Source organism: Mesorhizobium huakuii (genome assembly GCF_030160235.1).
GTDB lineage: Bacteria > Pseudomonadota > Alphaproteobacteria > Rhizobiales > Rhizobiaceae > Mesorhizobium > Mesorhizobium huakuii.
Genome location: NZ_BSNY01000012.1, coordinates 436,272 through 461,553, shown reverse-complemented (window position 1 = coordinate 461,553; position 25,282 = coordinate 436,272). Strand labels below are relative to the sequence as shown.

The window sequence follows — 25,282 nt, the reverse complement described above, 5'->3', positions numbered from 1 at the left end:
TATGCGTAAATGGAAAATTGCTTTGGGAGCGGCCGTCGCGCTGGGCGCGATCTCCGTGGCCAGCGTTCACCTGCTCGATATGGGCAATCTCAGGCTGAGCGCCGGCACGGCCGGTGCGGCAACACCCGCTCCGGCCGCATTCGTCATGCCGGTGCCGGTGGCAAATGTCGTCAAGAAGACGATCCCGATCTATCTCGACTATGCCGCCCGCATCGAGCCCATCCGCAGCATCACGCTGCAGGCGCGCGTGCCCGGATATTTGCAGGAACAGACGGCGCAGGACGGCGCGGATGTACGGCAGGGCGACCTTCTCTACAGGATCTCGCCTGACGACTTCCAGGCCGCGCTCGACCAGGCGAAAGCCCAGGTCCAGCGCGATACGGCGACGCTCGACTACGCGCGGTCCAATCTCGGCCGCGGCACCGAGCTCGCCAAGAGCGGTTACCTGGACAAGGACAGTTTCGACCAGCGCACCAGCACCTTGCGCGAAGCGCAGGCGTCGCTGGCGCTCAACCAGGCGGCCGTGCGCACGGCGGAGCTCAATCTGAGCTACGCCGAGATCCATGCTCCGTTCACCGGGCGCCTCGGCCGCAACCAGGCTTCGGTCGGAACGCTGGTCAGCGTCGCCGGCACGGTGCTCAACACGCTGGTGCAGCTCGACCCGATCTATGTCACCTTCAATCCGAGCGAGACGGATCTGGCCGAGATCGAGCAGGCCCGCGCGGCCGGCCCGGTCGATGTCGAAGTCCTGCTGCCGGGCCAGACCGAGACCAGCCAGAAGGGCGAACTCACCTTCATCGACAACACGGTCGACCACTCGACCGGCACCATCACCGCGCGCGCCACCATCGGCAATGCGAAGTTCGCGCTCATGCCTGGCCAATACGTCCGCGTGCGGCTGCATATCAGGCAACAGCCTGACGCGCTGATGGTGCCGCAGACGGCGCTGGGTTCGAGTCAGCTCGGCAAATATCTCTACGTCGTCGGCAAGGGCAATACGGTCGACCAGCGGCTGGTCTCGCTCGGCCCGACCAGCGGCGATCTGGTGGCCATCCTGAGCGGCGTCTCGGAAGGCGACCAGGTGATCACAGGCAATCTGCAGAAGATCGGGCCCGGAATGCCGATCTCGCCACTGCCACAGAAACCGGCTACCTGACACCCCCGCAGGCCCGGTTTCCGCGCGGCGCCCTCGACCTACCCACGGGTCGTGGGCGCCGCATTCACAAGCAGGCCGACAAGAGCGGCCACATCGGCGCGGTCGGCCTTGGCCGGCGGCATGAAGGCGCAATAGGGATGACCGAGGCGCACCGAGACCGATGACAGCGCGATCAAACGGCCGGCCTCCAGATCGGCCTGCGCCATCACACGCTGTCCGAGCGCAATACCCAGACCCAGCCTCGCCGAGGCGATCGCCAGGCTTGAAAGACCGACACGCCGCCCATGCGACGGATCGGGCGAGCGACTGCCGCCACATGCCGCGAACCAGTCGGCCCAGCTCGGGTGCGAGGCATAGTTCGGCCCCCAATTGGTGTGGATGAACAGGCTCTCATGCAGGTCCGTGAGCCCCGGATCGCCACTGCCGTGCCGGTGCCAGAATTCCGGCGCGCAGACGGGCAGCACATCGTCATGGACGAGGCGGACCATGCGCAAGCCGGGATAGTGATAGTCGCCATAGGAGATGCGCAGATCGACATTTTGGCGCATCAAGTCGATCGGATCGTCCTCCGCGCGCACGTCGATCGCCATATGCGGGAAGGCCTCGAGAAGAGCGGCCAGCCTCGGCGCCAGCCACAGCTCCGCCAGCGAGAACGGCACGCTGACGACAAGCCGCGTCCTCAAGCCACCCTCAAGCATGCGCTGGCCGATGGCGGCGATGTCGCCCAGCGCCCGCGCGGTCTGCGGATAGATGGCGTGACCGGCGTCTGTCAGGGTGATGCGGTTGCCTGTGCGCACGAACAGCTGCTTACCGAACCAGGTTTCGAGATTGCGGATCTGCTGGCTGACCGCCGCCGAGGACACGCCAAGCTCAACTGCCGCCAAAGTGAAGGTGCCGGAGCGGGCGGCGACCTCGAAGGCCTTGATCGCGTTCAGCGGCGGCAGTTTTTCCATGCCAGGCTCCATAAGTTTTTCTTGATCAATCCTAATAATTTTCGGCGTTGAGAGAAAGAATTTTTTGCGGTCTTCTGTGCCCAACCGATGGAGCACGCGACATGAAAGACATCCTCGATCTCGACCGTTATCCGCTTGACCGCGAAGGCAGCGCCGAATGGAAGCGCCTCGTCGAACAGTCGATCGAAGCCCTCAGGGCCGACGGCATGTTCAATCTCGAAGGCTTTTTGCGGCCCGGCGTCGCCGAACAGGCGGTGCGGGAAATCAAGCCGGTCATGGACACGCGGTCCCATGTCCACAAACGGATGCACAACATCTATTTCAAGCCCAGCATTCCCGAACTCGCACCCGACCATCCGGCCCTGCGCAAGGTCGAGACCATCAGCCACACCGTCTGCGCCGACCAGATTCCCGACAGCACGGTTCTGGCGATCTATGAGTACGAACCGCTGGTGCGGTTCCTGGCGGCGACGATGGGCAAGGAAAGGCTGCATGTCATGCAGGATCCGCTGGCCCGCACCAATGTGATGGCCTATCGCGCCGGCGAGGCGTTGAACTGGCATTTCGACCGCTCGGAATTCACCACGACGCTGCTGCTGCAGCAGGCGGAGCGCGGCGGCGACCTGGAATACCGCACCGACCTCAGATCGGATGACGACCCGAATTATGATGGTGTCGCGCGGCTGCTCGAAGGGCGTGATCCCGACGCCAAGATCCTGCGCATGAAGCCGGGTACGCTCAATGTCTTCCGCGGCAAGAACACCGCGCACCGCGTCACCACGGTCGAAGGCGAGCGCGAACGCATGATCGCGGTGTTCTCCTACTACGAGAAACCAGGTGTGATGTTCAGCGCCGAGGAGCGGGTCGGCTTCTACGGCCGCACGGCCTGAGCCGCCAGACCGCGTCCGTTCCGGAGGTGCGGACGGCGACGAAAAATCCGAAAATGCCATCTTGTTAGATTGTCGACAATCTGATTGTCTTGCCGACTGTACTCGCTGGAGTGGGCCGGATGGTGAAGACGGATTTCAGCCCGATTGCCGATACGACGCGTCGCGCCGAAATCGTCGCGCTGCTGCGGCGCGCCATCCTGACCGGGCAACTGCAACCAGGCCAGAAGCTCAATGAGCTCAGGATCTCCGAACAGATGCGGGTCAGCCGCGCGCCATTGCGCGAGGCGATGCGCGAGCTGGTGCAGGAAGGCATCCTGACCAGCATTCCCTATGCCGGCACATTCGTCATCGACGTCACCGCCAAGGACATAGACGATGCCTATTCGCTCAACCAGGTGCTGGACGAGTTCGCCATCGAACGGACATGGCCACAGCGCGACCAGCGTTTCTTCGATGAACTTGACCGGCGCCACGAAGCGGTGAAGCAGGCGACACGCAACCTCGACACCACAAGGCAGATCGAAACGGCGCTGCAACTGCATGGACTGATCTACGAATGGGCCGACAATTCAGTGCTTCTGGAAACCTGGCAGCGGCTGACCAGCCGGCTGCAGATGTATTTCGCACTGCACCAGCATGCGCGCAACGAGCCGGTGCCGGCCGAGGACGTCCATGAGACTTACGTGCAACTGATGAAGGGCACCGATATGCGCGCTGCCCAGCGTCATGCACGCGAGCATATCAATCTCGACTTCGAGCAGTTGCTCTCCTATGCGCGCAGCCTCGAACAGCGCCCGTCAAAGGGCGCCTGACCAACTCCCAGACATTGTGACCAGCGGACAGACAGAGTGCAGATCAAATCCATCAAAGCCTACCATGTCGTGCAGCCTTTCGTGGACGGCCCCTACCGCATGTCCAAGGGACGCCAGGCCGACGCCTTCGACGCGGTGATCGTCGCCATCACCGCCGACAGCGGCCTGACCGGCTGGGGCGAGATGGCGCCGCTCGGCAATTTCTACTCGGCCGCGTTTCCGGCCGGCGCCCGCGCCGGCGTGCCGGAAATCGCGCCGCATCTCATCGGCCACGATCCGCGCGGCTTGGCCAGCATCGGCCGGCTGATGGACACGGTGTTCAAGGGCCATCCCTACATCAAGTCGGCGCTTGACATGGCCTGCTGGGATCTCGCCGCGCGCGCCGCCGACGTGCCGCTGGTGACCATGCTCGGCGGCCGCGAAAGCGATATGGCGGAGACCTACCGGGTCGTCACCCACGGCACGCTCGATCAGATGGCGGCGCTGGCAAAGAGGATCATCGCAGAGGGCTGTCGCCGTCTGCAGGTCAAGGTCGGCGGCAATGTGCACGACGACATCGAGCGGGTAACGACAGTCGCCTCGGCCGTGCCGAAAGGTACGGTGATTTTCTGCGACGCCAATGCCGGCTGGACGCCCTATCAGGCACGGCAGTTCGCCGATGCCACGCGTGGCATCGACTACACATTCGAACAGCCCTGCACGACGATCGAGGAGAACATGTCGGTGCGCCGCATGCTCGACAAGCCGATGGTGCTCGACGAATCCGTCACCTCGCTGGAAGAGATGCTGGAGATTCACCGCCTGGGCGCGGCCGACGGGTTGACACTGAAGATCTCGCGGCTGGGCGGCGTGACGAAGACGCGCCAGATCCGCGACGTTGCCGTCGACCTTGGCTTCATGATCACGGTAGAGGACACAGGCGGCGCCGAGATCGACACGGCAGCGATGGCGCATCTATCGCTGTCTACGCCGCAGGAGCGGCGATTGCATGCCATCGCCTTCCATGAGTGGGTGACGGTGCGCACGGCCTTCAACGCCCCGCCGGTCACCGGCAGCCATATGGGCATTCCAGACGGACCCGGCCTCGGCATCGACGTGGACCCGAGCCTGCTCGGCAAACCTTTCTTCGAGATCGGCTGAGATGAAGATCCGCGGCATCACGGCCACACCGATCAATCTTCGTCTCGAAGCTCCCTATGGCTGGGTGTTCGGCGAGCTCGACGGTTTTTCGCAGACCATTGTCGAGGTCGAGACCGAGGATGGGCTGATCGGCCTCGGCGAGGCGCCGACGCCGGCGGCTGCCGCGATCATCAATGGTATTCTGGCCGAACGCCTGGTAGGCCGCGATGCCTTCGACATCGCCGGCGCCGAGCATGTCTGCCTGCCCTACTGGACAGGCGTCCAGTCGATCAACGACCGCAGCCGCATCATGGCCTTCGGCGCGGTCGAGATGGCGCTTTGGGACCTGCGCGGCAAGGCGTGGAAGCAGCCGCTCTACCAGCTCCTCGGCGGCGCCGTACGCAAGGACATCCCGTTCACCGATTACTTTTCGCTGCGCGGCGAGGGGCCTAATGTGAAGGGCGAGACGACGCCGGAAGAAGTCGCCGACTATTGCGTCGAGCTGCACGAGACGCATGGAACGACCTTCTTCGAAGGCAAATTCTCGACCGAAGACCCGAAAATCTCGCTCAGAATGGTCGAACTGATCCGCGCAAAACTCGGCGACGAGGCGATGATCCGCGTCGATTCCAACCAGGCCTATTCGTTGGCAACGGCGCGGCGGCTGGCCCGGCCGCTCGAAGAGCTCGGCGTACGCAACTGGGAGGATCCGGTGGCGACGCTCGAGGAGATGCGCCAGTTGCGGCAGCATTGCTCGATCCCGTTCTCGACCCACAACATCGACATAGCACGCGCCATGGACCTCAAGGTTCCCGATGCCTTCGTCGGCAATCCGACGGCGCATGGCGGCATCGGCCGCCTCACGCGTTTCGTCGGCGCCTGCGAGCACGCCGGCGTCGATTTCTGGTGCTACAGCGGCGATAGCGGCATCGGCAGCGCGGCCTATCTGCATCTGTGCGCGGCGCTCGGCTGGATCCGGGAGCCGAACCAGTCGCTGTTTCGCATGCAGCCCATGGATATCACCGAGGAAGGGCCGTTTTCGCCGAGGAACAACGTCGTGCGCGTCCCGGAAGGCCCCGGTCTCGGCGTCACCTTGTCGCGGAAAAACCTCGCGGCCTGCCACCGCGATTTCGTCGAGAACGGCCCGTGCAACAAATATCACGACCCGGCGAAGCCCGGCACGTATCGCCGCCTGCCGCTGAACTAGGAGACCGAGAAGGAAAGGAGACTGGCCGACAACAAAGGGTCCGCCGCAGCTGGATCGCCACGGCAGCGCCTGACAGGTGAAAGCATGACCTCAAGAAAATCTGACCCTCGCGCCGCAAGGATCGGATGGACCAGAAAAGACAGCATGCTACAGTCCCGGTCGACTGACTTTGTTGATGGCCGGGACAGGAGAACTCCACGGAATTTCGTCAACTGAAAGTGCATTCTTCAGCCATAAGAAACAAGGGGAAAGGGTTAAACCCATGAGCAAGAACTACCGCATTCTCGACCTCATCCGGCGCAATCGCTCGCCGCTCGAAAACCATCTCATCGACGGTCTCGTCGACGGCCGTGTGAGCCGCCGCGACTTCATTCGCCACGGCAGCCTGCTCGGCCTGTCGCTGCCGCTTCTGGGCGGCATCACCACTGCTGCCGGCTTCGGCAGCATGACATCGCTCGCCCGCGCGCAGGGCGCGCCCGGCGCCACCATCCGCGTCGGCAGCAGCGTGCCGGCGGCAACCATCGACCCGGTCACGATCGCCGACGCCGGCGGCCTGCTGGTCATGCAGCAGGTTGCCGAATTCCTCTGCGTCGACGGCCCCGACCTGGTGCTCAAGCCGGCACTCGCTGAAAGCTGGAAGCCGAACGACAACGGCACGGTGTGGACGTTCAAGCTGCGCAAGGGCGTGAAATTCCACTCAGGCGGCGAGATGAAGGCCGACGACGTCGTGGCCAGCATCGATCGCCTCGCCGACCCGGCAAACTCGTCCAACGCGCTGTCGGTGTTCACCGGGATCCTGCAGAAGGGCGCCACCAAGAAGGTCGACGACTACACGGTGGAATTCCATCTCGACGCGCCGAATGGCAACTTCCCCTACATGGTGTCGTCGGACAATTACAACGCCGTCATCATACCGGCGAGCTACAAGGGCGACTACGAGAAAAGCTTCGACGGCACCGGGCCGTTCAAGATCGAAAAATACACCGCCAAGGTCGGCGCGTCCTTCGTCCGCAACGAAGACTACTGGGGCGAAAAGGCGCTGCCGGCGCGCACCGAATTCACCTTCTTCGCCGACATGCAGCCGCAGATCCTGGCGCTGCAGGGCGGACAGATCGATATCATCAACCAGATGCCGGTGCTCGCGGGCGTCGCCCTGCTCAATGATCCGAGCGTCGACATCATCAGCCTGAAGTCGGTCGCGCACCAGCAACTTCATCTGCGCTGCGATTCCGATCCGTTCAAGGACCCACGCGTGCGCCGCGCCATCGCGCTCAGCCTCGATCGCGACAAGCTGGTCGCCGGCCTGATGAAGGGCCGCGCCTCGCCCGGCAACGACAGCCCGTTCGCGCCTGCCTATCCTTCGACCGATACCAGCGTGCCTCAGCGCAAGCAGGACATCGCGCAGGCCAAGCAGCTGATGGAAGCGGCGGGCGCCGGCAAGGGCTTCAAGGTGACGCTGACCACCGAGCGCTACCTGGAAATCCCAGAATACGCGCAGCTCATCCAGAACTGGGTCAAGGAAATCGGCATCGAGCTCGAGCTCAACATCCTCGACCAGGGCGCCTATTACGGCGACGCCGTGTTCGGCAAGTCAAACTGGCTGGATTCGGTGATGGGCATCACCGACTACGGACACCGCGGCGTGCCGAACGTGTACCTTGCAGCACCGCTGAAGAGCGACGGCACCTGGAACGCCGCGCACTTCAAGAACAAGGACTATGACACGCTGGCGACCAGCTATATCGCGGCGCTCGATCTCGAGGCGCAAAAGGCGACGGCGGGCAAGATCCAGAAGCTGCTGCTCGAGGAAACGCCCGTCATCTTCGGCTACTTCTACGACTATCTGACGGCGACGGCGAAAGGCGTAGCCGGCGTGCAGCCGACGGCCATGTCGCAGCTGTTCCTGGAAAAGGCATCGAAGGCCTAAAACGAAAAGGGAAAGCCAATCCTCTAACAGCCAGCTCCCGCGCGGAGCTGGCTCCACAAGGAGTCTTAGCCATTCTCTCCTTCTTTGCACGGCGTGTGTCGCTGTCGCTGGTTACGTTGTTCCTGCTCAGCATCATGGTGTTCCTGGGCGGCCAGGTGCTGCCCGGCAATGTCGGACGCGCGATCCTGGGGCCGTTTGCCGACCAGCGCGCGGTCGACGCCCTCAATCATACGTTGGGCGTCGATCGCCCGCTGCTCACCCAATATGCGACCTGGATCTGGAACTTCGTGCGCGGCGACATGGGCACGTCCTACATCTTCCGCTCGCCGGTGGCGCCGTTCGTCATCGATGCCTTGGGCAATTCGATGAAGCTGGCCGCGGTCGCCTTCGTGCTGGTGGTGCCGATCGGCATTCTGGGCGGGGTGGTGGCCGCGCTCAACCTCAACCGCCCGCTCGATCGCATCATCAGCCTGGGCGGCCTGTCCGTGACGGTGCTGCCTGAATTCGTCACCGGCATCATCCTGATCCTGATCTTCGGCGTGTGGCTGCGCTGGCTGCCGATCTCGGCGGCATGGCCGAAGGATGCAGGCTTCTTCACCCAGCTCTACTATCTGATCCTGCCGTCGCTGCCGCTGTTCCTGGTGCTGTTCGGCTATATCGCCCGCATGGCGCGCTCCGGCATGATCGAGGCGCTCGATTCCGACTATACGCGAACGGCGGTGCTCAAGGGCCTCCCCTGGCGCACGGTGATCTGGCGCCATGTGCTGCGCAATGCGCTGCTGCCGACTATTACCGTCATTGCCACCCAGACCGGCTATCTCATCGGCGGCCTGGTGGTGATCGAGACGCTGTTCCGCTACCAGGGCATCGGTTCGTTGATCTTCACCGCCGCGCGCGGCAAGGACTTTCCGATGCTGGAATCCGGCATCCTCACCATCGGCATCGTCTATGCCGTGGCGACATTGATCGCCGACTTCCTCTATTCCGTGCTCAATCCACGCATCCGGCTGGGGTCAGACCAATGAGCGCCGTCCAGACCACTTCTCCCACGCAAGATGACACGCGCCGGCGCAGCCCCATGGCGGACGTCTTTTTCTCGCTCATGCGCTCGCGCACCTTCCTTGTCGGTCTTGTCATCGTGCTGTTCTGGGTCGCCTGCGCACTGTTCGGCGAGCACTTCGCACCCTACGATCCGCTCGCCGACGACATCATCAACGCGCTGGCGCCGCCTTCGTCGGAACATTGGTTCGGCACCGACCAGATCGGCCGCGACGTCTTCTCGCGCGTTATCGTCGGCTCGCGCGACATCCTCACCGTCGCCCCGCTGGCAACCCTGCTGGCGACGATCGCCGGCACGGCACTAGGCCTGCTTACCGGCTATTTCCGCGGCATCGTCGACGATGTCGTCAGCCGCATCCTCGAAGCCTTCATGGCCATCCCGGTGGTCATTGTCGCGCTGCTCGCCATCGTTGCGCTGGGCACCTCCAAGGCCACCGTCATCATCGTCATCGGCTTGAGCTTCGCGCCGATCATTGCGCGCACCGTGCGCTCGGCGGTGCTGGCCGAGCGCGAACTCGATTATGTCGCCGCCGCGCAGCTGAGGCACGAGAGCGCCTTCCACACGATGTTCGTCGAGATCCTACCCAACGTCATCCCGCCGATCCTGGTCGAAACCACCGTGCGGCTGGGCTACGCCATCTTCGCGGTCGCCACGCTCTCCTTCATGGGTTTCGGCATCCAGCCGCCCTCTCCCGACTGGGGACTTTCGATCTCCAGCAATTACGGCATGATCGGCGGCGGCTTCTGGTGGACGGTGCTGTTCGACGCGCTCGCCATTGCCTCGCTGGTGATCGGTGTCAACCTGGTGGCCGACGGCGTTCATGGAGCGCTCAATGACTAACTCCGCCCCGACTAAACCGGCAAAGGCTGAAAACGCCCTCGAACTCACCGATCTGTCGGTCGCCTACCGGGTGGCCGGGCGCAATCGTGCCGTGCTACGCAATCTCAGCCTCAACATCAGGCAAGGCGAGGCCTATGGGCTGGTCGGCGAGTCCGGCTGCGGCAAATCCACCGTGGCGCTCACCGTCGTGCGCTATTTGCCAAGAAACGGCTCGATATTGGGCGGCGTGATCTCGCTCGATGGCCAGGACGTCATGAAGCTCGATGCCGAGGCCTTGCGGCGGGCGCGCGCCGAAAGCGTCTCGATGGTCTATCAGGATCCCGGCAAGGCGCTGAACCCGTCGATCCGCATCGGCCGGCAACTGACCGAGATCTTCGAGCTTGGCGGTGTCACGGGACAGGCGGCGACCGATCGCGCCATTGCCATGCTCAACCGGGTGCGTATCTCCGATCCGCCAAGCGTCATGCAGCGCTATCCGCACCAGCTCTCCGGCGGCATGCAGCAGCGCGTGGCGATCGCCATGGCGCTGGCCAACGACCCCTCGATGCTGATCCTCGACGAGCCGACCACCGGCCTCGACGCGACGGTCGAGGCAGAGGTGCTCGACCTCATCGCGCAGCTCAGGCAAGAGCTGTCGGCCTCCATCCTGTTCATCAGCCACAACCTTGCTGTCGTCTCCAACATGTGCGACCGCGTCGGCGTGCTCTATGCCGGCATGCTTGTCGAGGAAGGACCGACGGATGTCGTCTTCAACGACCCGCGCCATCCCTATACGGTCGCGCTGCTTCGCTGCCTGCCACGCGGCGGCCAGCGCAAGGACCAGGGCCGGCTCGACACCATTCCGGGCTTCCTGCCGGGCATTGGCGCCGACATCAAGGGTTGCGCCTTTGCCGACCGCTGCGCGCTCGCCGACAATCGCTGCCGCACCGAATTGCCGCCGCTCTATGATCTGAGTGACGAGCGCGGCAAGCGCCTGTCTCGTTGCTTCCACCACGACAAGGCGCAAGCTCTGCCGCGCGCCACACCGAGCGATGTTGCGACAGCGCCCAAGCCGACAACCGCGCCGGTGCTGCGCGTCGCCGGGCTGAACAAGACCTATGCCAGCCATGGCCATCCCTTGCGCGCCGTCAAGGATGTCTCGCTTGATCTCAGGCCCGGCGAGACGCTGGGGCTGGTCGGCGAATCCGGCAGCGGCAAGACCACCTTCGCCAGGCTGCTGCTCGGCCTGGTGCCGCCCGATGACGGCGGCACCATCGAACTCGAGGGCAAGGCGCTGGCGCCGAAACTGGAAAACCGCGGCGACGATCAGGTCAAGGCGATGCAGATCGTCTTCCAGAACCCGGACTCGGCCCTCAACCGCTCGCATTCGATCCGCCACATCCTTAGCCGCGCCTTGAAGCGGCTGGCCGGCCTTTCCGGCAAGGCGCAGGAGGCACGCCTCGACGACCTCGTCCGCGCGGTGCGCCTCACCGACCGGCATCTGGCCGTCAAGCCGCGCCAGCTCTCGGGCGGCCTGAAGCAGCGCGTCGCCATTGCGCGCGCCTTCGCCGGCGATCCGCGCATCGTCGTCTGCGACGAGCCGACCTCGGCACTCGACGTCTCCGTCCAGGCGGCGATCCTCAACCTGCTCGCCGACCTGCAATCGAAGGAGGACGTCAGCTACATCTTCATCTCGCACGACCTTGGCGTCGTGCGTTACCTCTCCGACAAGATTGCCGTGCTCTATCTCGGCCGCATCATGGAGATCGGGCCATCGGAGGAAGTCTTCTCCGGGCCGCATCACCCCTATACCGAAGCGCTGCTGTCGGCCGTGCCCCAGCTCGACCAGACCGAGACGGCGCGCATCCGGCTCGACGGCGAGATCCCCAGCGCCACCAACCCACCCCCGGGCTGCGTCTTCAACACGCGCTGCCCGCGCAAGATCGGCCCGATCTGCGAGCAGCAGGAGCCGCCGCTGGCCGAGGCGCAGCCCGGCCATTCGATCCGCTGCCATATCCCGTACCCGGAGCTCGCCAGGCTGCAGAAGGCGGTCGTCACCGAACCGGCATAGCAAGGCATCGCGGCCGGCTACCTCCGGCTGGGCAGGCCCAGGGAACGGTCGCCTTCCGAAAAGCCCTGACCGTCCGCCCAGTTCCTGGCCAGCGAGCGCAAGCCCGTCAGCGCGACGTCGAGCACGTCGGACGAGACCGGGTTCGAGGGATAGGCGAGATAGATCGGCCGCTGGAAAATCGGCGCGTCGTCGATGCGTCGCATCTCGCCGCGCTCGATATGGCCGCTGACGGCGCTGAGCGGCAGATAGGCGGCCGCCTGCTGCGACAGCACATGCTGCAGCCCGATGAAGACCAGCCCGGCGGAAATCGCCGGCTTGACCATGCCGGCAAAGGCGCGGTCATGCTCGATGCGGAATTCGAGCCCCCAGTCCATGAGAATATAGTTCTCGGTCCAGGGCTTGGTCTGTGCCGCGTGCTGGACGAGCACGACCTGATCGACGGCCAGCGTCTCATAGACGATGCCGGGATGCGGGCGCGGCAAATAGAGGATACAGATGTCGAGTAGGCCTTCCGCCAGTTGGTCAATGGCCAGATCCGGAAAGCTGCCTTCGAGCCGCAGCGCCACGTTCGGCCGCCTGGCGCGCATCCACTCGACCCATGGAGAGGTGATGCGCTCCCACAGATAGGCGGGACCAGTCAGCCGCAGCAGGCTCTCATAGCCATCGGGAACGGCGATGTCTTGCCGCGACTGCTCCCAGGTGCGGGTGATGGAGGAGGCGTGCGGCAGGAATTGCCGCCCGGCCGGCGTCAGCGTGACGCCGTCGCGGTCGCGCACGAAAAGCCGGCGCCCCAACTGCTCCTCCAACCCCCTGATGCGCGCACTGACCGTGGATTGCGCGAGGTTGAGCCGGCCGGCCGCGACAGTGAAGCTGCCATGCTCGGCAACCTCCAGGAAACTGCGCAGGTTCTCGGTGTCCATGGCATTCACTCCCGCATCGAAAATTTCGATGGACCCTATCAAAAAATATCGCTTTCCGGTCGCGATCAACAATGACCTAAATGGCCGATCCCCCAAGGGCAAGCGAGGAATGCAGCCATGCCAAGGCATTTCATGACGATCGACACTGCTCGCAAAAACCTGACGGCAATCGAAAATTCCGCTGTCGATGAATTGCTGGCCGGCCGGCTCGACCGCCGCGATTTCCTGCGCCATGGCAGCGTTCTCGGTCTTTCCCTGCCGTTCCTGGGCAGCCTTGTCGCGGCCGCGGGCCTCGGCACCCAGAAAGCCCGCGCCGAGGGCAAGCCGGGCGGCACGGTGCGCGCCGGCGTGGCAACGCCGGGCGGCGCCATCGATCCCGTCACCTACTATGACAGCGGCAGCTACCAGCTGGTTTTCCAGACCGCCGAATTCCTCTGCATCACGCAGCCGGACCTCACCCTGAAGCCGGTGCTGGCAGAAAGCTGGTCGCCGAACGCGGACGGCAGTGTCTGGACCTTCAAGCTGCGCAAGGGCGTGAAGTTCCACAATGGCGAGGACTTCAAGGCCGACGACGTCGTCGCGACCTTCGATCGCCTCGCCGACCCCAAAGGCGCCTCGAACGCGCTTTCGGTGTTCAAGGGCCTGCTGTCGAAGGGCGGCACGCAGAAAGTCGACGACCACACCGTCGCTTTCCATCTCGATGCGCCGAACGGCAGCTTTCCTTATTCGGTGTCGATCGACAATTACAACGCCGTCATCCTGCCGGCGAGCTACAAGGGCGACTACGAAAAGACCTTTGAGGGCACCGGGCCGTTCCGGCTGGAAAGCTACACGCCGAAGGTCGGCGCCACCTTCGTGCGCAATCCCGACTATTGGGGCGAGAAGGCGCTGCCCGACCGGCTCGAGTTCAAGTTCTACGGCGACGTGCAGCCGCGCATCCTGGCGCTGCAGGCCGGCGAGGTCGACGTCCTCGACGCGGTGCCGCTCGACGTCAGCCAGGTGGTGCTCAACAGTCCCGACATCACGGTGCTGCGCGTCGCCTCGACCGCGCACCGCCAGTTGCACATGCGCTGCGACACCGGTCCCTTCACCGACAAGCGCGTACGCCAGGCACTGGCGCTTAGCATCGACCGCTCCAAGCTGGTCGACGGCCTGTGCCGCGGCATGGCGGCGACCGGGAATGACAGCCCGTTCGCGCCGGCCTTTCCAGCCACTGACAAGACGGTGCCGCAGCGCGTCCAGGACATCGCCAAGGCCAAGCAGCTGATGGAGGCGGCCGGCCTCGCCAACGGCTTCGACATTACCCTGACGACGCTGCGCTATTCCGACATTCCGGGCTACGCGCAGCTGTTCCAGAATTTCGCCAAGGAGATCGGCGCCCGCATCGCGCTCAACATCGAGGACCAGGACAAATATTACGGCAAGGCGGTGTTCGGCCAGTCGGACTGGCTGGACAGCCCGCTGGGGATCACCGACTACGCGCACCGCAGCGTGCCGAACGTGTTCCTGAAAAGCCCGCTGGTCAGCGACGGCCCGTGGAATGCGGCGCATTTCAAGAATCCAGCCTATGACGGCATGGTCACTTCATACCTCAAGGCGCTCGACATCGGCGCGCAGCGTGCGGCGGCCTCCGACATCCAGAAGCTGCTGCTCGACGAGACGCCGGTCATTTTCAGCTACTTCCCGGACCTGCTGGTGCCGGTGCGCAAGAATGTCAGCGGCCTGCCGCCGATCGCCGCCGGTCTGCTGCTCGACCGCGTGTCGCTGGGATAGAGGCTGGATTGGACAATTCTGCTTTCGGGCGGTGAGGCTATCCGCTGGCAGGCTGCGAAGAGCGATGGGGGGCCATCGTTCGAGCGGCTCGATGCAGGGGAAGCCCGCCGCCTGGAAACCCTCTCCGGCACCATGGCTCAATCCAGGTTCATCTCGCTGTGCGCCAACGCTCGATGACAAGAGACAAGAAACGGGAGACTACCATTCGCAAGCCTCATTTGCGCGGCCGCGGGCCGCATTTCCCCTTGCTCGACACGATCGTGCAGTATGAGTTCGAGCCGGGCTATGTCGCCTTCACCATGCCAATGCAGAAGCGGCTGCGCGTGCAGGTGGGATCGATGATCGTCGCCGACACGACCAAGGCGTTGGTGCTCTACGAGAGCGACCATCTGCCCGTCTACTATTTCCCCATGAGCGACGTGCGCGAGGAGTTTCTGCTGCCGAGCAGGACGACGACAGAGAGCCCGTTCAAGGGCATCGCCACGCATTATTCGCTGAACACCGGCATCACGCTGGTCGAGGATGCCGCCTGGCGCTATCTCGATCCGGTCAAGGGATCGCCTGACCTGTCGGACCACATGTCCTTCTATTGGCCCAAGATGACGCACTGGTATGAGGAGGACGAAGAGATCTTCGTCCACGCCCGCGACCCGTTCCGCCGGGTCGACTGCCTGCCCTCCTCGCGACGGGTGCAGGTCATCCTCGACGGTGAGCAGGTCGCCGATTCACGCCGTGGCGTGTTCCTGTTCGAAACCGGCCATCCGGTGCGCCACTATCTGCCGATCTCGGACACGCGGCTCGATATGTTCGCGCCCAGCCGCTACATTTCGCGCTGCCCCTACAAGGGTATCTCCAACTACTATCACGTGACGACGCCCAAGAAGCGGCACGAGAACCTCGTCTGGTACTATCCCGAGCCGGTGCATGAGGCCGAGCGCATCAAGGGCCTGGTCTGCTTCCACCACGAACTGGTCGACAAGATCCTGGTCGACGGTGTGGAGATCCCGAAAGAGGCGACCGCGGCATCTGACGGCTATTTCTGAGCAACGACGCCAACCCCTTCAATTGGGGGGCACTTTAAATAATCTTGCCACGGCGCGCATAGGTCTCGTTGCGCGCCATGATCTGGATGACAAAAGCCTTCTCCTCGTTTCTTGCAACTGCTGCACTGACAAACCGAGGTAATCCGTCAATCTTGAGCTACGGGCGCCCAACATTCTCTTCGGCCAACGCATGGGCGCCGAGAGTTTCCAAGAGGTCGAGTTGATAATATCGTCAATTTCACGCAACAGGTTTTGCTGATCGACAGCCTCATTTCGGTTTCTGTCAATTTCGCTCCGCAAGAAATTCACGTGCTCAGCACGCTCCCACAGACTAAGAATCTTTCTGACGGTTCCAGCCGGAATAAGGATCGGCCGTGAATCCAGTTTTTCTTGTATCCAAGCCATGTTCAGCGTCCATTCGTTGTCCGTATGCATGGCCCGTGAGTTACCCGTCTCCCACCATTGATAGGTCCCGGTAATCTCTGGGCTTGATGCAACGCCAACCACGCTGGCTACACGCATGATGTAGTCCCAATCCTCTGTCGTGGTAAGGCTTTCGTCAAATCTCATATTCAAATGGTGGAAAACCCCCCTCGGAAAAGCGAGCGTGTTATTGGGTGAGTAATTACCACTCAGGTGCTGAATAAAGTCAAATTCCGAAGGATATGGTGCTGCTTTCCCAATCGATCTAACTCCATCTCGCCCCCTGATGGAAACCGTCTCAACATTCTGCAGCGAAGATACGCATCTTAACAATGCACCATCATTGTCAATGGCGAGCTTCCGAAAACTGTCAACCCAGTGGCCCATTGGGATGTCGTCATCATCGTGTATCGCAATATATCGACCGTTCGCCTGCGCAAAGCCCACATTCAACGGATGGGTTCTATTTCCGTGATCAACCCTGATTAACTTTGTCTTATCCTTGAGCCATAGAGGCAAATCTTCAATGACTTGCTCTATTGCTATCTGCCTTTCCAGCGACAGGCGATGGCCTACGACAAAAACCTCGAAGTCTCGGCACACCTGCCCGGCAAGACACGTGAAGTACTCGACCAAGGTATGGATACGCTTGCCTTGGGTCCTGGTGACAATGGACAGAAATGGGCGGTCGACGTCGTGGACAGTCTCAAAGGTTGGCCCGGTAATTGGTTCACAAGGCAGTGCCGCCACCACGAACTGGTTTATCTGGTCCTGATCGTTAACGCCCGCCCTGATGTATTTCAGGAAAGCCCTAATTGTGGTGGCGCTCTGAAGAACAGGATGGTCTCGCGGAAAGAACTGATCGCTGTGATTAACTCTGACATGATTCTGATCGCAGATGCGAAGTCCAGCATGGCGAAGAACACGATCCAGGTGATCGTAGTCGTACATCATCACATGCGTGTGATCCAGAAGTCCGGCGTCCGTGTAGGCTATCGACCCCAATGCGAGTTTGAAACCGATGTCACGATGTTGAATATTTGGAACACTGATTGCCACCATGGCCCGGTGCTTGCTCGCGAGCGTAGCTATAGCCTTCAGAATCGAGAGGCCGTTGGGAAGATGCTCAAGAGTGTCCAACATGGAGATCGAACCCAGTTTACGATCGCCAATGACCCGTTCGAAAAAGGAAAGCGCCCCCTCTTGGCTTTCCAGGAAATGCTCATGCGTTTCAAATCCCCGATCTTTCAGCGATTTCAAGCCGCTTTTGTTCGCATCGATCCCAACATAAATTCTTCCAACTTCTCCCGTAATATGTTCAGCGATAGCCCCATAGCCGCAGCCGATATCAAGATGAACGGCACCAGACTGCGTTGACGTATCTAGATTACGCTTCAATATTTCTATTAAGTGCCCATAAACGTTGTCAAACGCGTATTCATTTTTATATTCGTTGAAAGGATTCGTAATCATATTGCATACCTATGCTTTGCATAGTTTCCATCGACAAACTGAGCTACTGCCCGACTTTGATCCCTCTGCTTTGGCAACAAGCCCCTCTCTTTCCTCTCATTAAACTCGACGACAGCCTTCTTCTGAAACTCATCACCATGCTGGAGAAAATCTTCAAGTATTTTCTCGGTCAAATCTTCGCGTGACCATTTATAAGTGAGAAGAAGTGCAGCCTCTGCAGAGTAAAACCTCTCGGAAGACGAGGGCTGCCATCCACCTTGCGTTGATAGCCGCTTGTCATGGAATGCAACAGCAGAGGGCTGGAAGACAACGCGCAGGCCCAACTCGCGCACCCGCCACGAAAAATCAACGTCATCGCAGTACAGGAAGAAGGTCTTCGCGTCGAACCCTCCGATCCGCTCATACGTATCTCTTCTAACAATCGCGCACGCAGTGCTGGCCCAGGACGTATCTCCAGTTTGCGTGTCGTACTCCTTTGGATGCTCTATCGGAATCTGCTTCGCTTCCACCATCCCAATCCCCTTGTCGGAAAAAGGGGCGATCAAATTCTCCAGGAGGCGCGGAGCCGGAACAACATCGGGATTTTGGATCAGGATAAAGTCAGCGGTCGCTGCCGCCGCTAGACGATTGTGACCGCCTGCCGATCCCAAATTTCCATTGAAGAAATCATATTTTATCGTGATATTGGAGAACCTGTTTCTCAGAACTGATATCTGATCGTCGGTAAGGCAGGGGTCAGGGGACGAATCTCCATAGACAAGACAAAATTCGCTGACGCCGAAGGGTACAGCAAGCTCTGCGGCTCTGGCGATGCTCTCCAGAGAGCGTTCGATTGCATATATGTCAGTTCTGTAAATTACCGACTGCTGTTGTATGGATATCGGCATATCAGATTCGACCTCTTTCGAATTTTTTGTCTAATATCTTCTATGGTGCGGCATTCTCAGGGTGACGATCACAACCTGAATATTCAAAGAGCTCGCACCAGCAAACGCCATGAGGCGACTGTGGATATGGTAGCAAGCGGCCAATTTCAACCACTGAGCGTAAGCTGTTCGCTTATTTTTGCCATGCCGTCACGAAACGGAAGGTCGCATCGATAGCCGAGCACCGCGATCTTCAGGGGCGAGCCTTGGATCAGTAAGTTCGTTGAATTTCTGAAACACATTGTAGCCCCCGCCTGGCAAATCTGTTAGCGGATCTATCCGAATCGCCTTGACAGCTCGGTAGCGCTTGAGGGCACGAAAATCGCGAGGTTGAACCCAAGATTTCAACAAGGCGCAGGCCCCGTTGACATAACTCCCATGCGTTGGGTTGTGGCGCAGCTGCCAGTGCTGCCTATGGCAAAATCAAGAGGATCCCCTTTGGCTGAGCACGACGAGCTAACCCGACTGAGGGCTTATCGGTCTTATAACGAGCAGAGACTTGCCCAGGGGTTCATCATCGAAATGGATTATCCGTACCAGCCAAGGGTGCGGCAGTGGGACGATCTTGCGGCTGGCAGTCCAATTCGTTCAATTATCAGCGCGAGAGACGCAGCGTATAGCGACGTTTTGAGGGAATTTTTAGGTTACCGGGACCGACTGTTGGCAATTTCAGCGAACGAACCACCGGACTCAGAACAACCTTATTGGTCCAATGACTGGTTGCCGCCGCTCGATGGCATCAGCATCTATGGGTTACTTACAAAGCTAAATCCGCGTTTTTACGTTGAAGTTGGATCTGGCAACTCCACGAAGTTTGCAAGACGCGCCATTCGCGACAATAATCTTAGAACGACGATCATATCGATTGATCCTTTTCCACGCGCGGAGATCGATGGGATCTGCGATCGGGTGATCAGGTCCGGCCTGCAGGACACGGACCTATCGCTGTTTTTCGATCTAGGCGCAGAAGATATCGTATTCATCGATAACTCGCATCGCAGCTTTCAAAACTCTGATGTTACAGTTTTCTTTACAGAGATATTGCCGGCGTTGAAGTCTGGGTGCCACTACGGCATCCACGACATCTTCCTCCCGCTCGATTATCCGGAGGAATGGCTGGGACGCTTCTACAACGAACAGTATTTGCTGCAGATGTACCTTCTTGGCGGCGCTGGCGGGGACAAGATAATCCTCCCGATGGCACATATCAGACAGCAAGCCGAGTTGCTGGCGATATTAGATCCAATCACCAAAGGGCCTTCAATCAAGGACGCTATGGCGGTCGGTGGCGCTTTCTGGATGCGGCGGCGTTGAATTTTGGAGTCTGAATCGAATGTGAGCCATGAGTTCAAGGTCTTGCGAGGCGTCGGGTTAGCTTTCATGTGTGCGCTGTAGACTCTGGCTTCGGCGGAGGCGATTTCACTCAAAGCCGTTTGCCAGACTTCCGCACCGGCGCAGCCATGCGCAAGATCTTCCCACACCCGCTGGCGCGGCAGAACCTCAAAGCTTTTTTTGCGCCAACGAAACATCCGACCGGATCCAAGCGGTGTAGTTGTTGTATCCGCGAGGGTGGGAGATGCTAGTATGGACGCCAGCTTTTTTCCGCGGCGGCTCGGCCAACATCGCGGAAATCGTCCCTCCTCCGATCTATTCGACCAGTATCATGGCGCGGTTATGGGAGATTTGGGCTATGGAAGTACGGTTTGAACCGGATGACGCCAAAGTACGCCTGCGATGATCGCCTTCGAGGCGTTGCCGTTCGGTGCGGGAATTGAGAAACGATCGCGGAAGCGGTTGGGGTTGCCGTGTCCTCTCTGCTAGCCGGGAGGCAGAACCATTGAAAAACGACGCGCTGGAGGGACTTCGCGGCATCGCGGCGCTTGGCGTCGTGTTCAGTCATCTGCTGTTCTCGCTGTTCCCCTACTTGGCGAACAACATGGTTCCCAACAGCAATATCCCCCAAGCTTTCGGGTGGGAAAGCATCGCTATCCAGCCAATTTTCAGTGTCTTCTACAATGGCAGCTTTGCGGTCTCGATCTTCTTCGTCCTCAGCGGGTATGTCCTGACCAAGAAATTCTATGAGACCGGCGACACGCGCGTACTCTACAGCGGTGCGGTCAAGCGTTATCCAAGGCTGGTTATCCCGGCGTCGGTTTCTGTGTTTTTTGCATGGACGCTTCTATCGGCGGGCGCAATGAACAACGACCTTATCCCCGTCCTGGGGAGCGCAGGGTGGCCATATGGGCAGTATCACGAGCCAGTATCCTTCGTCGAAGCCGTTCGCATGGCATTTGTCGGGGCACCACTTCTTGGAGAAACGGCGCTTAACAACCCGTTATGGACAATTCGCATTGAGCTGCTTGGATCTCTGTTCCTGTTTGCAGCCTATGCCATTGGTGGAACGAAGAGGCCCGTCGTCGCTTTTCTCGCTTACCTCCTCATGGTCCTACTGACCAATTGGGCGAACACAAGCATCGTCCATTTCATAGCGATCTTCGGAGGCAGCCTGTTGAACCGCCCCCTCAATCTGTCCAGGATATCCTGGTATCTGATCGCGGCCGGGTTGATCGGCGGCGGCTTTGACTATTCCGAATTCTATGCCTGGGTACCTGTAATGGGCGGCGAGGAAAAGCTGGTCATGAACACACTCGGCGCCGTGCTTCTGGTTGCCGGCGTACTGGCCAATCCAGCATTCGCCGCGCGCCTTGCGTCTAAAGCCCCCGTTGTTCTCGGCGGGGTGTCGTATTCCAGCTACCTGGTCCATTGGCCGATCATCTGTTCTTTCAGTTTCGGGACGCTCTACGTCCTGAAACTGAAGCTTGGCCTCGATCACCAGACAGCCGCATTGATCGTGCTGACCTCGACGTTGGCGTTCGTCCTTGTGGCAGCCGCATGTTTCGAGCGGCACGTCGATGCGCCAGCCACGCGCTTGGCGTCAAATCTGGCCAGGCGCCTGATGCGCCCGGCAGCGGTTGCGGCGCAGGCGAAGGCAGTGTCTAGTGCGCTTGGAGACGATTTGCGGGAATTGAGAAGGGGCAGCCAAGGCGGTATTTGGAGGCATCCTAGCCGAGAGAGCGAACCTTGAACGAGAGACGAAACAACCTGACATTCGTTCGGTTTGTCGCCGCATGTATTGTCGTAATAGGCCACGCACAGGCCATCGTCGGACACATTCAAACGCAAATTTTCGGTGGATCAGTTGCCGTGGTTGGCGTGATGGTTTTCTTCGCAATAAGCGGCTATCTCATAACTGATAGCTGGGAGCGGAACCCTTCCCTTGGAATTTTCTTTGCCAACCGTTGTCTGCGCATCTTTCCAGCGCTAGCGGTTGTCACGATACTGACCGCTTTCGTCCTCGGTCCGACCATCACGTCGCTTTCGGTTGGTGATTACTTCAGCAACCCGAATCTTCTGTATTTTCTTCGAAATTTGTGGCTCTACACCACCTACTTCCTGCCGGGTGTTTTTGAACACAACCCAATTCCAAACGCTGTCAACGGGTCGCTCTGGAGCCTTGCGCCCGAATTCCTGTGCTACACCATTGTCGCAGCGGTCGGGCTGAGCAGCCCCAATCTGCGCGGGTATGCGTTCTTTGCACTGTTCATCGGTCTTGCTGCCGCGTGCTTTTACTACCCGGGTTACACCGGACCGCAAATCGTGTTTTACGCGACTGACGCCTTTCAGGCCGCTTCTGTAATGATGTTCTTCATGGTGGGCGCGATGATCCGACTGTTTCGCGTTCCGCTCAATGTGTATGTCGCGGCCGCCCTGCTCGTCGGCTATTTCCTTTTCCCGGGAGGATCGCCTTATGTCAGGCTGGCACTGAATTGGTTGGTCCTGAGCTACTTCGCCCTGTCCTTCGGGTTCGCGTCGTTCCCGATTCTCAACAGATGGGACAGACCGGGTGACTTTTCCTACGGCATTTACCTATATGCTTTCCCGATCCAGCAAACGCTTTGGTACCTGCTGGATGGCAGGATTTCTGCTGCCGAGATGATCGCCAGCTCGCTTGTATTGTCCATCGCCGCGGGGGTGGGTTCGTGGCACTTGGTCGAGAAACATGCTTTGAAATTGAAGCCAAGGCGCCGGATCAAGGTCGGTGGCGCGCAGCACGCTGCCGGCCTTGTCATCGATGGCGGTGAAGTCCCTCGGTGAGGCGCAATCCGCACGCGGCTCGATATGTTCGCGCCCAGCCGCTCCATTTCGCGCTGGTCCTACAAGGGCATCTCCAACTACTATCACGTGACGACGCCCAAGAAGCGGCACGAGAACCTCGTCTGGTACTATCCCGAGCCGGTGCATGAGGCCGAGCGCATCAAGGGCCTGGTCTGCTTCCACCACGAACTGGTCGACAAGATCCTGGTCGACGGTGTGGATATCCCGAAAGAGGCGACCGCAGCATCTGACGGCTATTTCTAGGCATCGCTGCCCCGCTACCAGCTTGTGCATTGAGCGCTTGATCGAAACATGACGCAGCGCATACCTTCCCTGAAACGGGAGGGCTATCGATGGATCTTTTCAAGCTGGACGGCGATGTCGCGCTGGTTACCGGTGCCGGCAGCGGCATTGGCCAGGCAATCGCGATAGGACTGGCAGAGGCAGGGGCCGACGTCGCCTGTTTCGGTCATGCATCGAAAGGCGGGCTGGAAGAGACCGCGCAGCAAATCACGGCTCTCGGGCGCAAGGCTTTGGTGCTGACGGGCACGGTCACATCGCAGAGCGATCTGGCGGCGGCAATCGATCGCGTCGAGGCCGAACTCGGTGCGTTGACTGTCGCCGTCAACAATGCCGGCATCGCCGGTTCGGAACCGGCCGAGACCTTGTCACTCGAGACATGGCAGAAGGTGCACGAGGTCAATGTCGCCGGCGTGTTCCTGTCCTGCCAGGCCGAAGCCCGCAAGATGCTGGCGCGCCGCAAGGGCTCGATCATCAACATCGCCTCGATGTCCGGCACCATTGTCAATCGCGGATTGACGCAGGCGCACTACAACTCCTCGAAGGCCGCCGTCATCCACATGTCGAAGAGCCTTGCCATGGAATGGGCTGATCGCGGACTGCGCGTCAACGTCATCAGTCCCGGCTACACGCTGACGCCGATGAACAAGCGGCCCGAGGTGGCGGAGGAGATCAAGATCTTCAAGCGCGACACGCCGATGGGGCGCATGGCGACGCCTGAGGAAATGGTCGGGCCGACGGTGTTCCTCGCCAGCCGCGCGTCGAGCTTCGTCACCGGCCTCGACCTGATCGTCGATGGCGGCTACGTCTGCTGGTAGGACCGCATCTCGCAGAACTTCGCCCATGGTCCGAATTTGTGCATCCGCGAAGCGTTAGTCGTTGCGCGAGATGAACGTTGGTATATATAATTTCATCCTATGAAAGGGCTTGGCGAGACGGGGCTTGCCATGCCGACAGCCGAGATCATGGGACCTTGATGGCTTGCACCTTGCCGGGCGCCGCAAGACTGGCAATTGATCCGCGGGTGATCGCTGCCGTAGCGATCCATCGGCAGCCACGAACCCGACAGCCTATTCCATCATCACGCGAATTGAGCACCATCTTGCCTGCGCTGGCCAAGGCCAGGGCGACAATTTTGGCTCCGACGGCCTTGCGCAGCGAACCGCCTGTCCAACACACTCTGGGAAGTAAGAAGCCCGGGCAAGAAAAGCCGCAAGAAGGGAACGACCGATAACCGTCACAGCTTGAAGGAGAACAAGCATGTCATTTCGCAGTCGAGTTTCGAAATTATCGATGGGCGCCGTCGCGCTCGCGACACTAAGTCTGTTGACACCCTCCGCCCAGGCCGCAGCACCGGAATCCAATGACCCGATAAAGATCGCGCTGTTCGACTGGACCAGCGTCAATCTCAACGCCAAGATCCTTGGCGGCATCCTGGAAAAGCTCGGCTATACCGTTGAATACCCGACCGCCGACTATCTCTCCAGCCTGACCACCGGCCTCACCAATGGCGATCTCGATGTCGGCCTGGAGTTCTGGGACACCACCGCCGGCGAGGCGATGAAGGCCTCCGATGCGACCGGCCAGACGGAGCGGCTGGGCAAGCTTGGACCGAAAGCCAAGGAAGAATGGTGGTTTCCCGAATATATGAAGGAAAAATGCCCAACCTTGCCGGACTGGCACGCGCTGCTCGACGCCACATGCGCGGCTTCGTTCTCGACGGCGGAGACCGCGCCGAAGGGGCGCTATCTCGGCGGTCCGGTGACCTGGGAAGGCTTTGACGACGAGCGCGTCGCGGCGCTCAAACTGCCCTTCACCGTGATCCATGCCGGCACCGATGCGGCGATGTTCGCCGAACTCGATTCCGCCTATCAGCGCAAGGCACCGATCATGCTGTGGATCTATTCGCCACACTGGGCGCCGGCCAAGTACAAGGGCGAATGGGTGCAATTCCCCGAATACACGCCCGAATGCTACAACGATCCGAAATGGGGCGTGAACCCCGACGCCAAATATGATTGCGGCAAGCCGCATGGCGAGATCTGGAAATACTCCTGGAACGGCATGAAGGACAAATGGCCGGTCGCCTACAAGGTGGCCAAGGCCTTCACGATCGATACCGACGAGCTCAACAAGATGAGCGGAGAGATCGACCTTGACGGCAAGAAGCCGGAAGAGGTCGCCGCCGCCTGGATCGCCGCGCACGAGGCTGACTGGAAAGCCTGGGCGCAGTGATAGTTCCGACTGGAAAAATG

Annotated in this window: 20 protein-coding genes and 1 pseudogene; 17 read left to right on the top strand and 4 right to left on the bottom strand. The window is 60.6% G+C overall.

The window, feature by feature from the left end:
- Position 1 precedes the first annotated feature (1 nt).
- On the top strand, positions 2–1,156 hold the full coding sequence (locus QQK95_RS06900; RefSeq protein WP_284270236.1) for an efflux RND transporter periplasmic adaptor subunit: 1,155 nt from the start codon (positions 2–4) through the stop codon (positions 1,154–1,156).
- Between the two features lie 38 nt (positions 1,157–1,194).
- On the opposite strand, the gene QQK95_RS06895 is transcribed toward QQK95_RS06900, so the two are convergent.
- The gene (locus tag QQK95_RS06895; RefSeq protein ID WP_284270234.1) at positions 1,195–2,109 is read right to left on the bottom strand and encodes a LysR substrate-binding domain-containing protein; all 915 of its coding nucleotides are present in this window, start codon (positions 2,107–2,109) and stop codon (positions 1,195–1,197) included.
- Between the two features lie 101 nt (positions 2,110–2,210).
- Between QQK95_RS06895 and QQK95_RS06890 the strand changes: the two genes are divergently transcribed.
- The 8 genes from QQK95_RS06890 (at position 2,211) to QQK95_RS06855 (ending at position 12,014) form a co-directional block, all read left to right on the top strand.
- Complete coding sequence (locus tag QQK95_RS06890; protein WP_284270232.1) at positions 2,211–2,999, top strand: HalD/BesD family halogenase; 789 nt, start codon at positions 2,211–2,213, stop codon at positions 2,997–2,999.
- Between the two features lie 119 nt (positions 3,000–3,118).
- Positions 3,119–3,811, top strand: coding sequence for a GntR family transcriptional regulator (locus QQK95_RS06885; RefSeq protein WP_284270230.1), 693 nt, complete (start codon positions 3,119–3,121; stop codon positions 3,809–3,811).
- Positions 3,812–3,847: 36 nt separating this feature from the next.
- Positions 3,848–4,951: a mandelate racemase/muconate lactonizing enzyme family protein gene (locus QQK95_RS06880; protein ID WP_284270228.1), complete on the top strand. Its 1,104-nt coding sequence runs from the start codon at positions 3,848–3,850 to the stop codon at positions 4,949–4,951.
- Between the two features lies 1 nt (position 4,952).
- The gene (locus QQK95_RS06875) at positions 4,953–6,137 is read left to right on the top strand and encodes a mandelate racemase/muconate lactonizing enzyme family protein (protein ID WP_284270226.1); all 1,185 of its coding nucleotides are present in this window, start codon (positions 4,953–4,955) and stop codon (positions 6,135–6,137) included.
- A 262-nt stretch (positions 6,138–6,399) separates the two neighbouring features.
- On the top strand, positions 6,400–8,064 hold the full coding sequence (locus QQK95_RS06870; RefSeq protein WP_284270225.1) for an ABC transporter substrate-binding protein: 1,665 nt from the start codon (positions 6,400–6,402) through the stop codon (positions 8,062–8,064).
- Between the two features lie 71 nt (positions 8,065–8,135).
- Positions 8,136–9,089, top strand: a complete 954-nt coding sequence (locus QQK95_RS06865; RefSeq protein ID WP_081294671.1) for an ABC transporter permease — start codon at positions 8,136–8,138, stop codon at positions 9,087–9,089.
- Positions 9,086–9,964: an ABC transporter permease gene (locus tag QQK95_RS06860; protein ID WP_284270223.1), complete on the top strand. Its 879-nt coding sequence runs from the start codon at positions 9,086–9,088 to the stop codon at positions 9,962–9,964. Before QQK95_RS06865 ends, QQK95_RS06860 begins: the two co-directional genes overlap by 4 nt.
- Positions 9,957–12,014 (top strand): ABC transporter ATP-binding protein, encoded by a 2,058-nt coding sequence (locus QQK95_RS06855; RefSeq protein ID WP_284270221.1) that lies wholly within the window; start codon positions 9,957–9,959, stop codon positions 12,012–12,014. The genes QQK95_RS06860 and QQK95_RS06855 overlap by 8 nt, the downstream gene beginning before the upstream one ends.
- A 17-nt stretch (positions 12,015–12,031) precedes the next feature.
- Here the strand turns inward: QQK95_RS06855 and QQK95_RS06850 are convergent, their stop codons facing one another.
- Positions 12,032–12,934: a LysR family transcriptional regulator gene (locus QQK95_RS06850; RefSeq protein WP_284270218.1), complete on the bottom strand. Its 903-nt coding sequence runs from the start codon at positions 12,932–12,934 to the stop codon at positions 12,032–12,034.
- A gap of 117 nt (positions 12,935–13,051) precedes the next feature.
- Between QQK95_RS06850 and QQK95_RS06845 the strand changes: the two genes are divergently transcribed.
- A complete protein-coding gene (locus QQK95_RS06845) occupies positions 13,052–14,707 on the top strand; it encodes an ABC transporter substrate-binding protein (protein WP_284270216.1) in 1,656 nt (551 codons plus the stop codon).
- Between the two features lie 245 nt (positions 14,708–14,952).
- Positions 14,953–15,750, top strand: a complete 798-nt coding sequence (locus QQK95_RS06840; protein WP_284270213.1) for a DUF427 domain-containing protein — start codon at positions 14,953–14,955, stop codon at positions 15,748–15,750.
- 18 nt (positions 15,751–15,768) lie between these two features.
- Here QQK95_RS06840 and QQK95_RS06835 read toward each other — a convergent pair whose 3' ends face one another.
- Together QQK95_RS06835 and QQK95_RS06830 are read right to left on the bottom strand one after the other, a co-directional pair.
- Positions 15,769–17,646, bottom strand: coding sequence for a methyltransferase domain-containing protein (locus tag QQK95_RS06835; RefSeq protein ID WP_284270211.1), 1,878 nt, complete (start codon positions 17,644–17,646; stop codon positions 15,769–15,771).
- Positions 17,643–18,533, bottom strand: a complete 891-nt coding sequence (locus QQK95_RS06830) for a glycosyltransferase (RefSeq protein WP_284270209.1) — start codon at positions 18,531–18,533, stop codon at positions 17,643–17,645. The genes QQK95_RS06835 and QQK95_RS06830 overlap by 4 nt, the downstream gene beginning before the upstream one ends.
- Before the next feature lie 477 nt (positions 18,534–19,010).
- Between QQK95_RS06830 and QQK95_RS06825 the strand changes: the two genes are divergently transcribed.
- The 6 genes and pseudogenes from QQK95_RS06825 to QQK95_RS06800 all read left to right on the top strand — a co-directional run bounded on the left by QQK95_RS06825 (position 19,011) and on the right by QQK95_RS06800 (position 25,262).
- Positions 19,011–19,886: a class I SAM-dependent methyltransferase gene (locus QQK95_RS06825; protein ID WP_284270207.1), complete on the top strand. Its 876-nt coding sequence runs from the start codon at positions 19,011–19,013 to the stop codon at positions 19,884–19,886.
- A 523-nt stretch (positions 19,887–20,409) separates the two neighbouring features.
- Positions 20,410–21,657, top strand: coding sequence for an acyltransferase family protein (locus QQK95_RS06820; protein WP_284270205.1), 1,248 nt, complete (start codon positions 20,410–20,412; stop codon positions 21,655–21,657).
- The gene (locus tag QQK95_RS06815; RefSeq protein WP_284270203.1) at positions 21,654–22,727 is read left to right on the top strand and encodes an acyltransferase family protein; all 1,074 of its coding nucleotides are present in this window, start codon (positions 21,654–21,656) and stop codon (positions 22,725–22,727) included. The genes QQK95_RS06820 and QQK95_RS06815 overlap by 4 nt, the downstream gene beginning before the upstream one ends.
- 12 nt (positions 22,728–22,739) lie before the next feature.
- Positions 22,740–22,991, top strand: a pseudogene (locus QQK95_RS06810) (DUF427 domain-containing protein); the annotation flags it as partial.
- An 89-nt stretch (positions 22,992–23,080) separates the two neighbouring features.
- A complete protein-coding gene (locus QQK95_RS06805) occupies positions 23,081–23,845 on the top strand; it encodes an SDR family oxidoreductase (RefSeq protein ID WP_284270199.1) in 765 nt (254 codons plus the stop codon).
- 442 nt (positions 23,846–24,287) lie between these two features.
- On the top strand, positions 24,288–25,262 hold the full coding sequence (locus tag QQK95_RS06800) for an ABC transporter substrate-binding protein (protein WP_284270197.1): 975 nt from the start codon (positions 24,288–24,290) through the stop codon (positions 25,260–25,262).
- The last annotated feature ends 20 nt before the right edge of the window (positions 25,263–25,282 follow it).

Bases quoted from the DNA above. Each gene is read 5' to 3' on its own strand.
- QQK95_RS06900 (WP_284270236.1), top strand. From the start codon at position 2: ATGCGTAAATGGAAAATTGCTTTGGGAGCGGCCGTCGCGCTGGGCGCG.
- QQK95_RS06895 (WP_284270234.1), bottom strand. From the start codon at position 2,109: ATGGAAAAACTGCCGCCGCTGAACGCGATCAAGGCCTTCGAGGTCGCC.
- QQK95_RS06890 (WP_284270232.1), top strand. From the start codon at position 2,211: ATGAAAGACATCCTCGATCTCGACCGTTATCCGCTTGACCGCGAAGGC.
- QQK95_RS06885 (WP_284270230.1), top strand. From the start codon at position 3,119: ATGGTGAAGACGGATTTCAGCCCGATTGCCGATACGACGCGTCGCGCC.
- QQK95_RS06875 (WP_284270226.1), top strand. From the start codon at position 4,953: ATGAAGATCCGCGGCATCACGGCCACACCGATCAATCTTCGTCTCGAA.
- QQK95_RS06870 (WP_284270225.1), top strand. From the start codon at position 6,400: ATGAGCAAGAACTACCGCATTCTCGACCTCATCCGGCGCAATCGCTCG.
- QQK95_RS06860 (WP_284270223.1), top strand. From the start codon at position 9,086: ATGAGCGCCGTCCAGACCACTTCTCCCACGCAAGATGACACGCGCCGG.
- QQK95_RS06855 (WP_284270221.1), top strand. From the start codon at position 9,957: ATGACTAACTCCGCCCCGACTAAACCGGCAAAGGCTGAAAACGCCCTC.
- QQK95_RS06850 (WP_284270218.1), bottom strand. From the start codon at position 12,934: ATGGACACCGAGAACCTGCGCAGTTTCCTGGAGGTTGCCGAGCATGGC.
- QQK95_RS06845 (WP_284270216.1), top strand. From the start codon at position 13,052: ATGCCAAGGCATTTCATGACGATCGACACTGCTCGCAAAAACCTGACG.
- QQK95_RS06835 (WP_284270211.1), bottom strand. From the start codon at position 17,646: ATGATTACGAATCCTTTCAACGAATATAAAAATGAATACGCGTTTGAC.
- QQK95_RS06830 (WP_284270209.1), bottom strand. From the start codon at position 18,533: ATGCCGATATCCATACAACAGCAGTCGGTAATTTACAGAACTGACATA.
- QQK95_RS06805 (WP_284270199.1), top strand. From the start codon at position 23,081: ATGGATCTTTTCAAGCTGGACGGCGATGTCGCGCTGGTTACCGGTGCC.
- QQK95_RS06800 (WP_284270197.1), top strand. From the start codon at position 24,288: ATGTCATTTCGCAGTCGAGTTTCGAAATTATCGATGGGCGCCGTCGCG.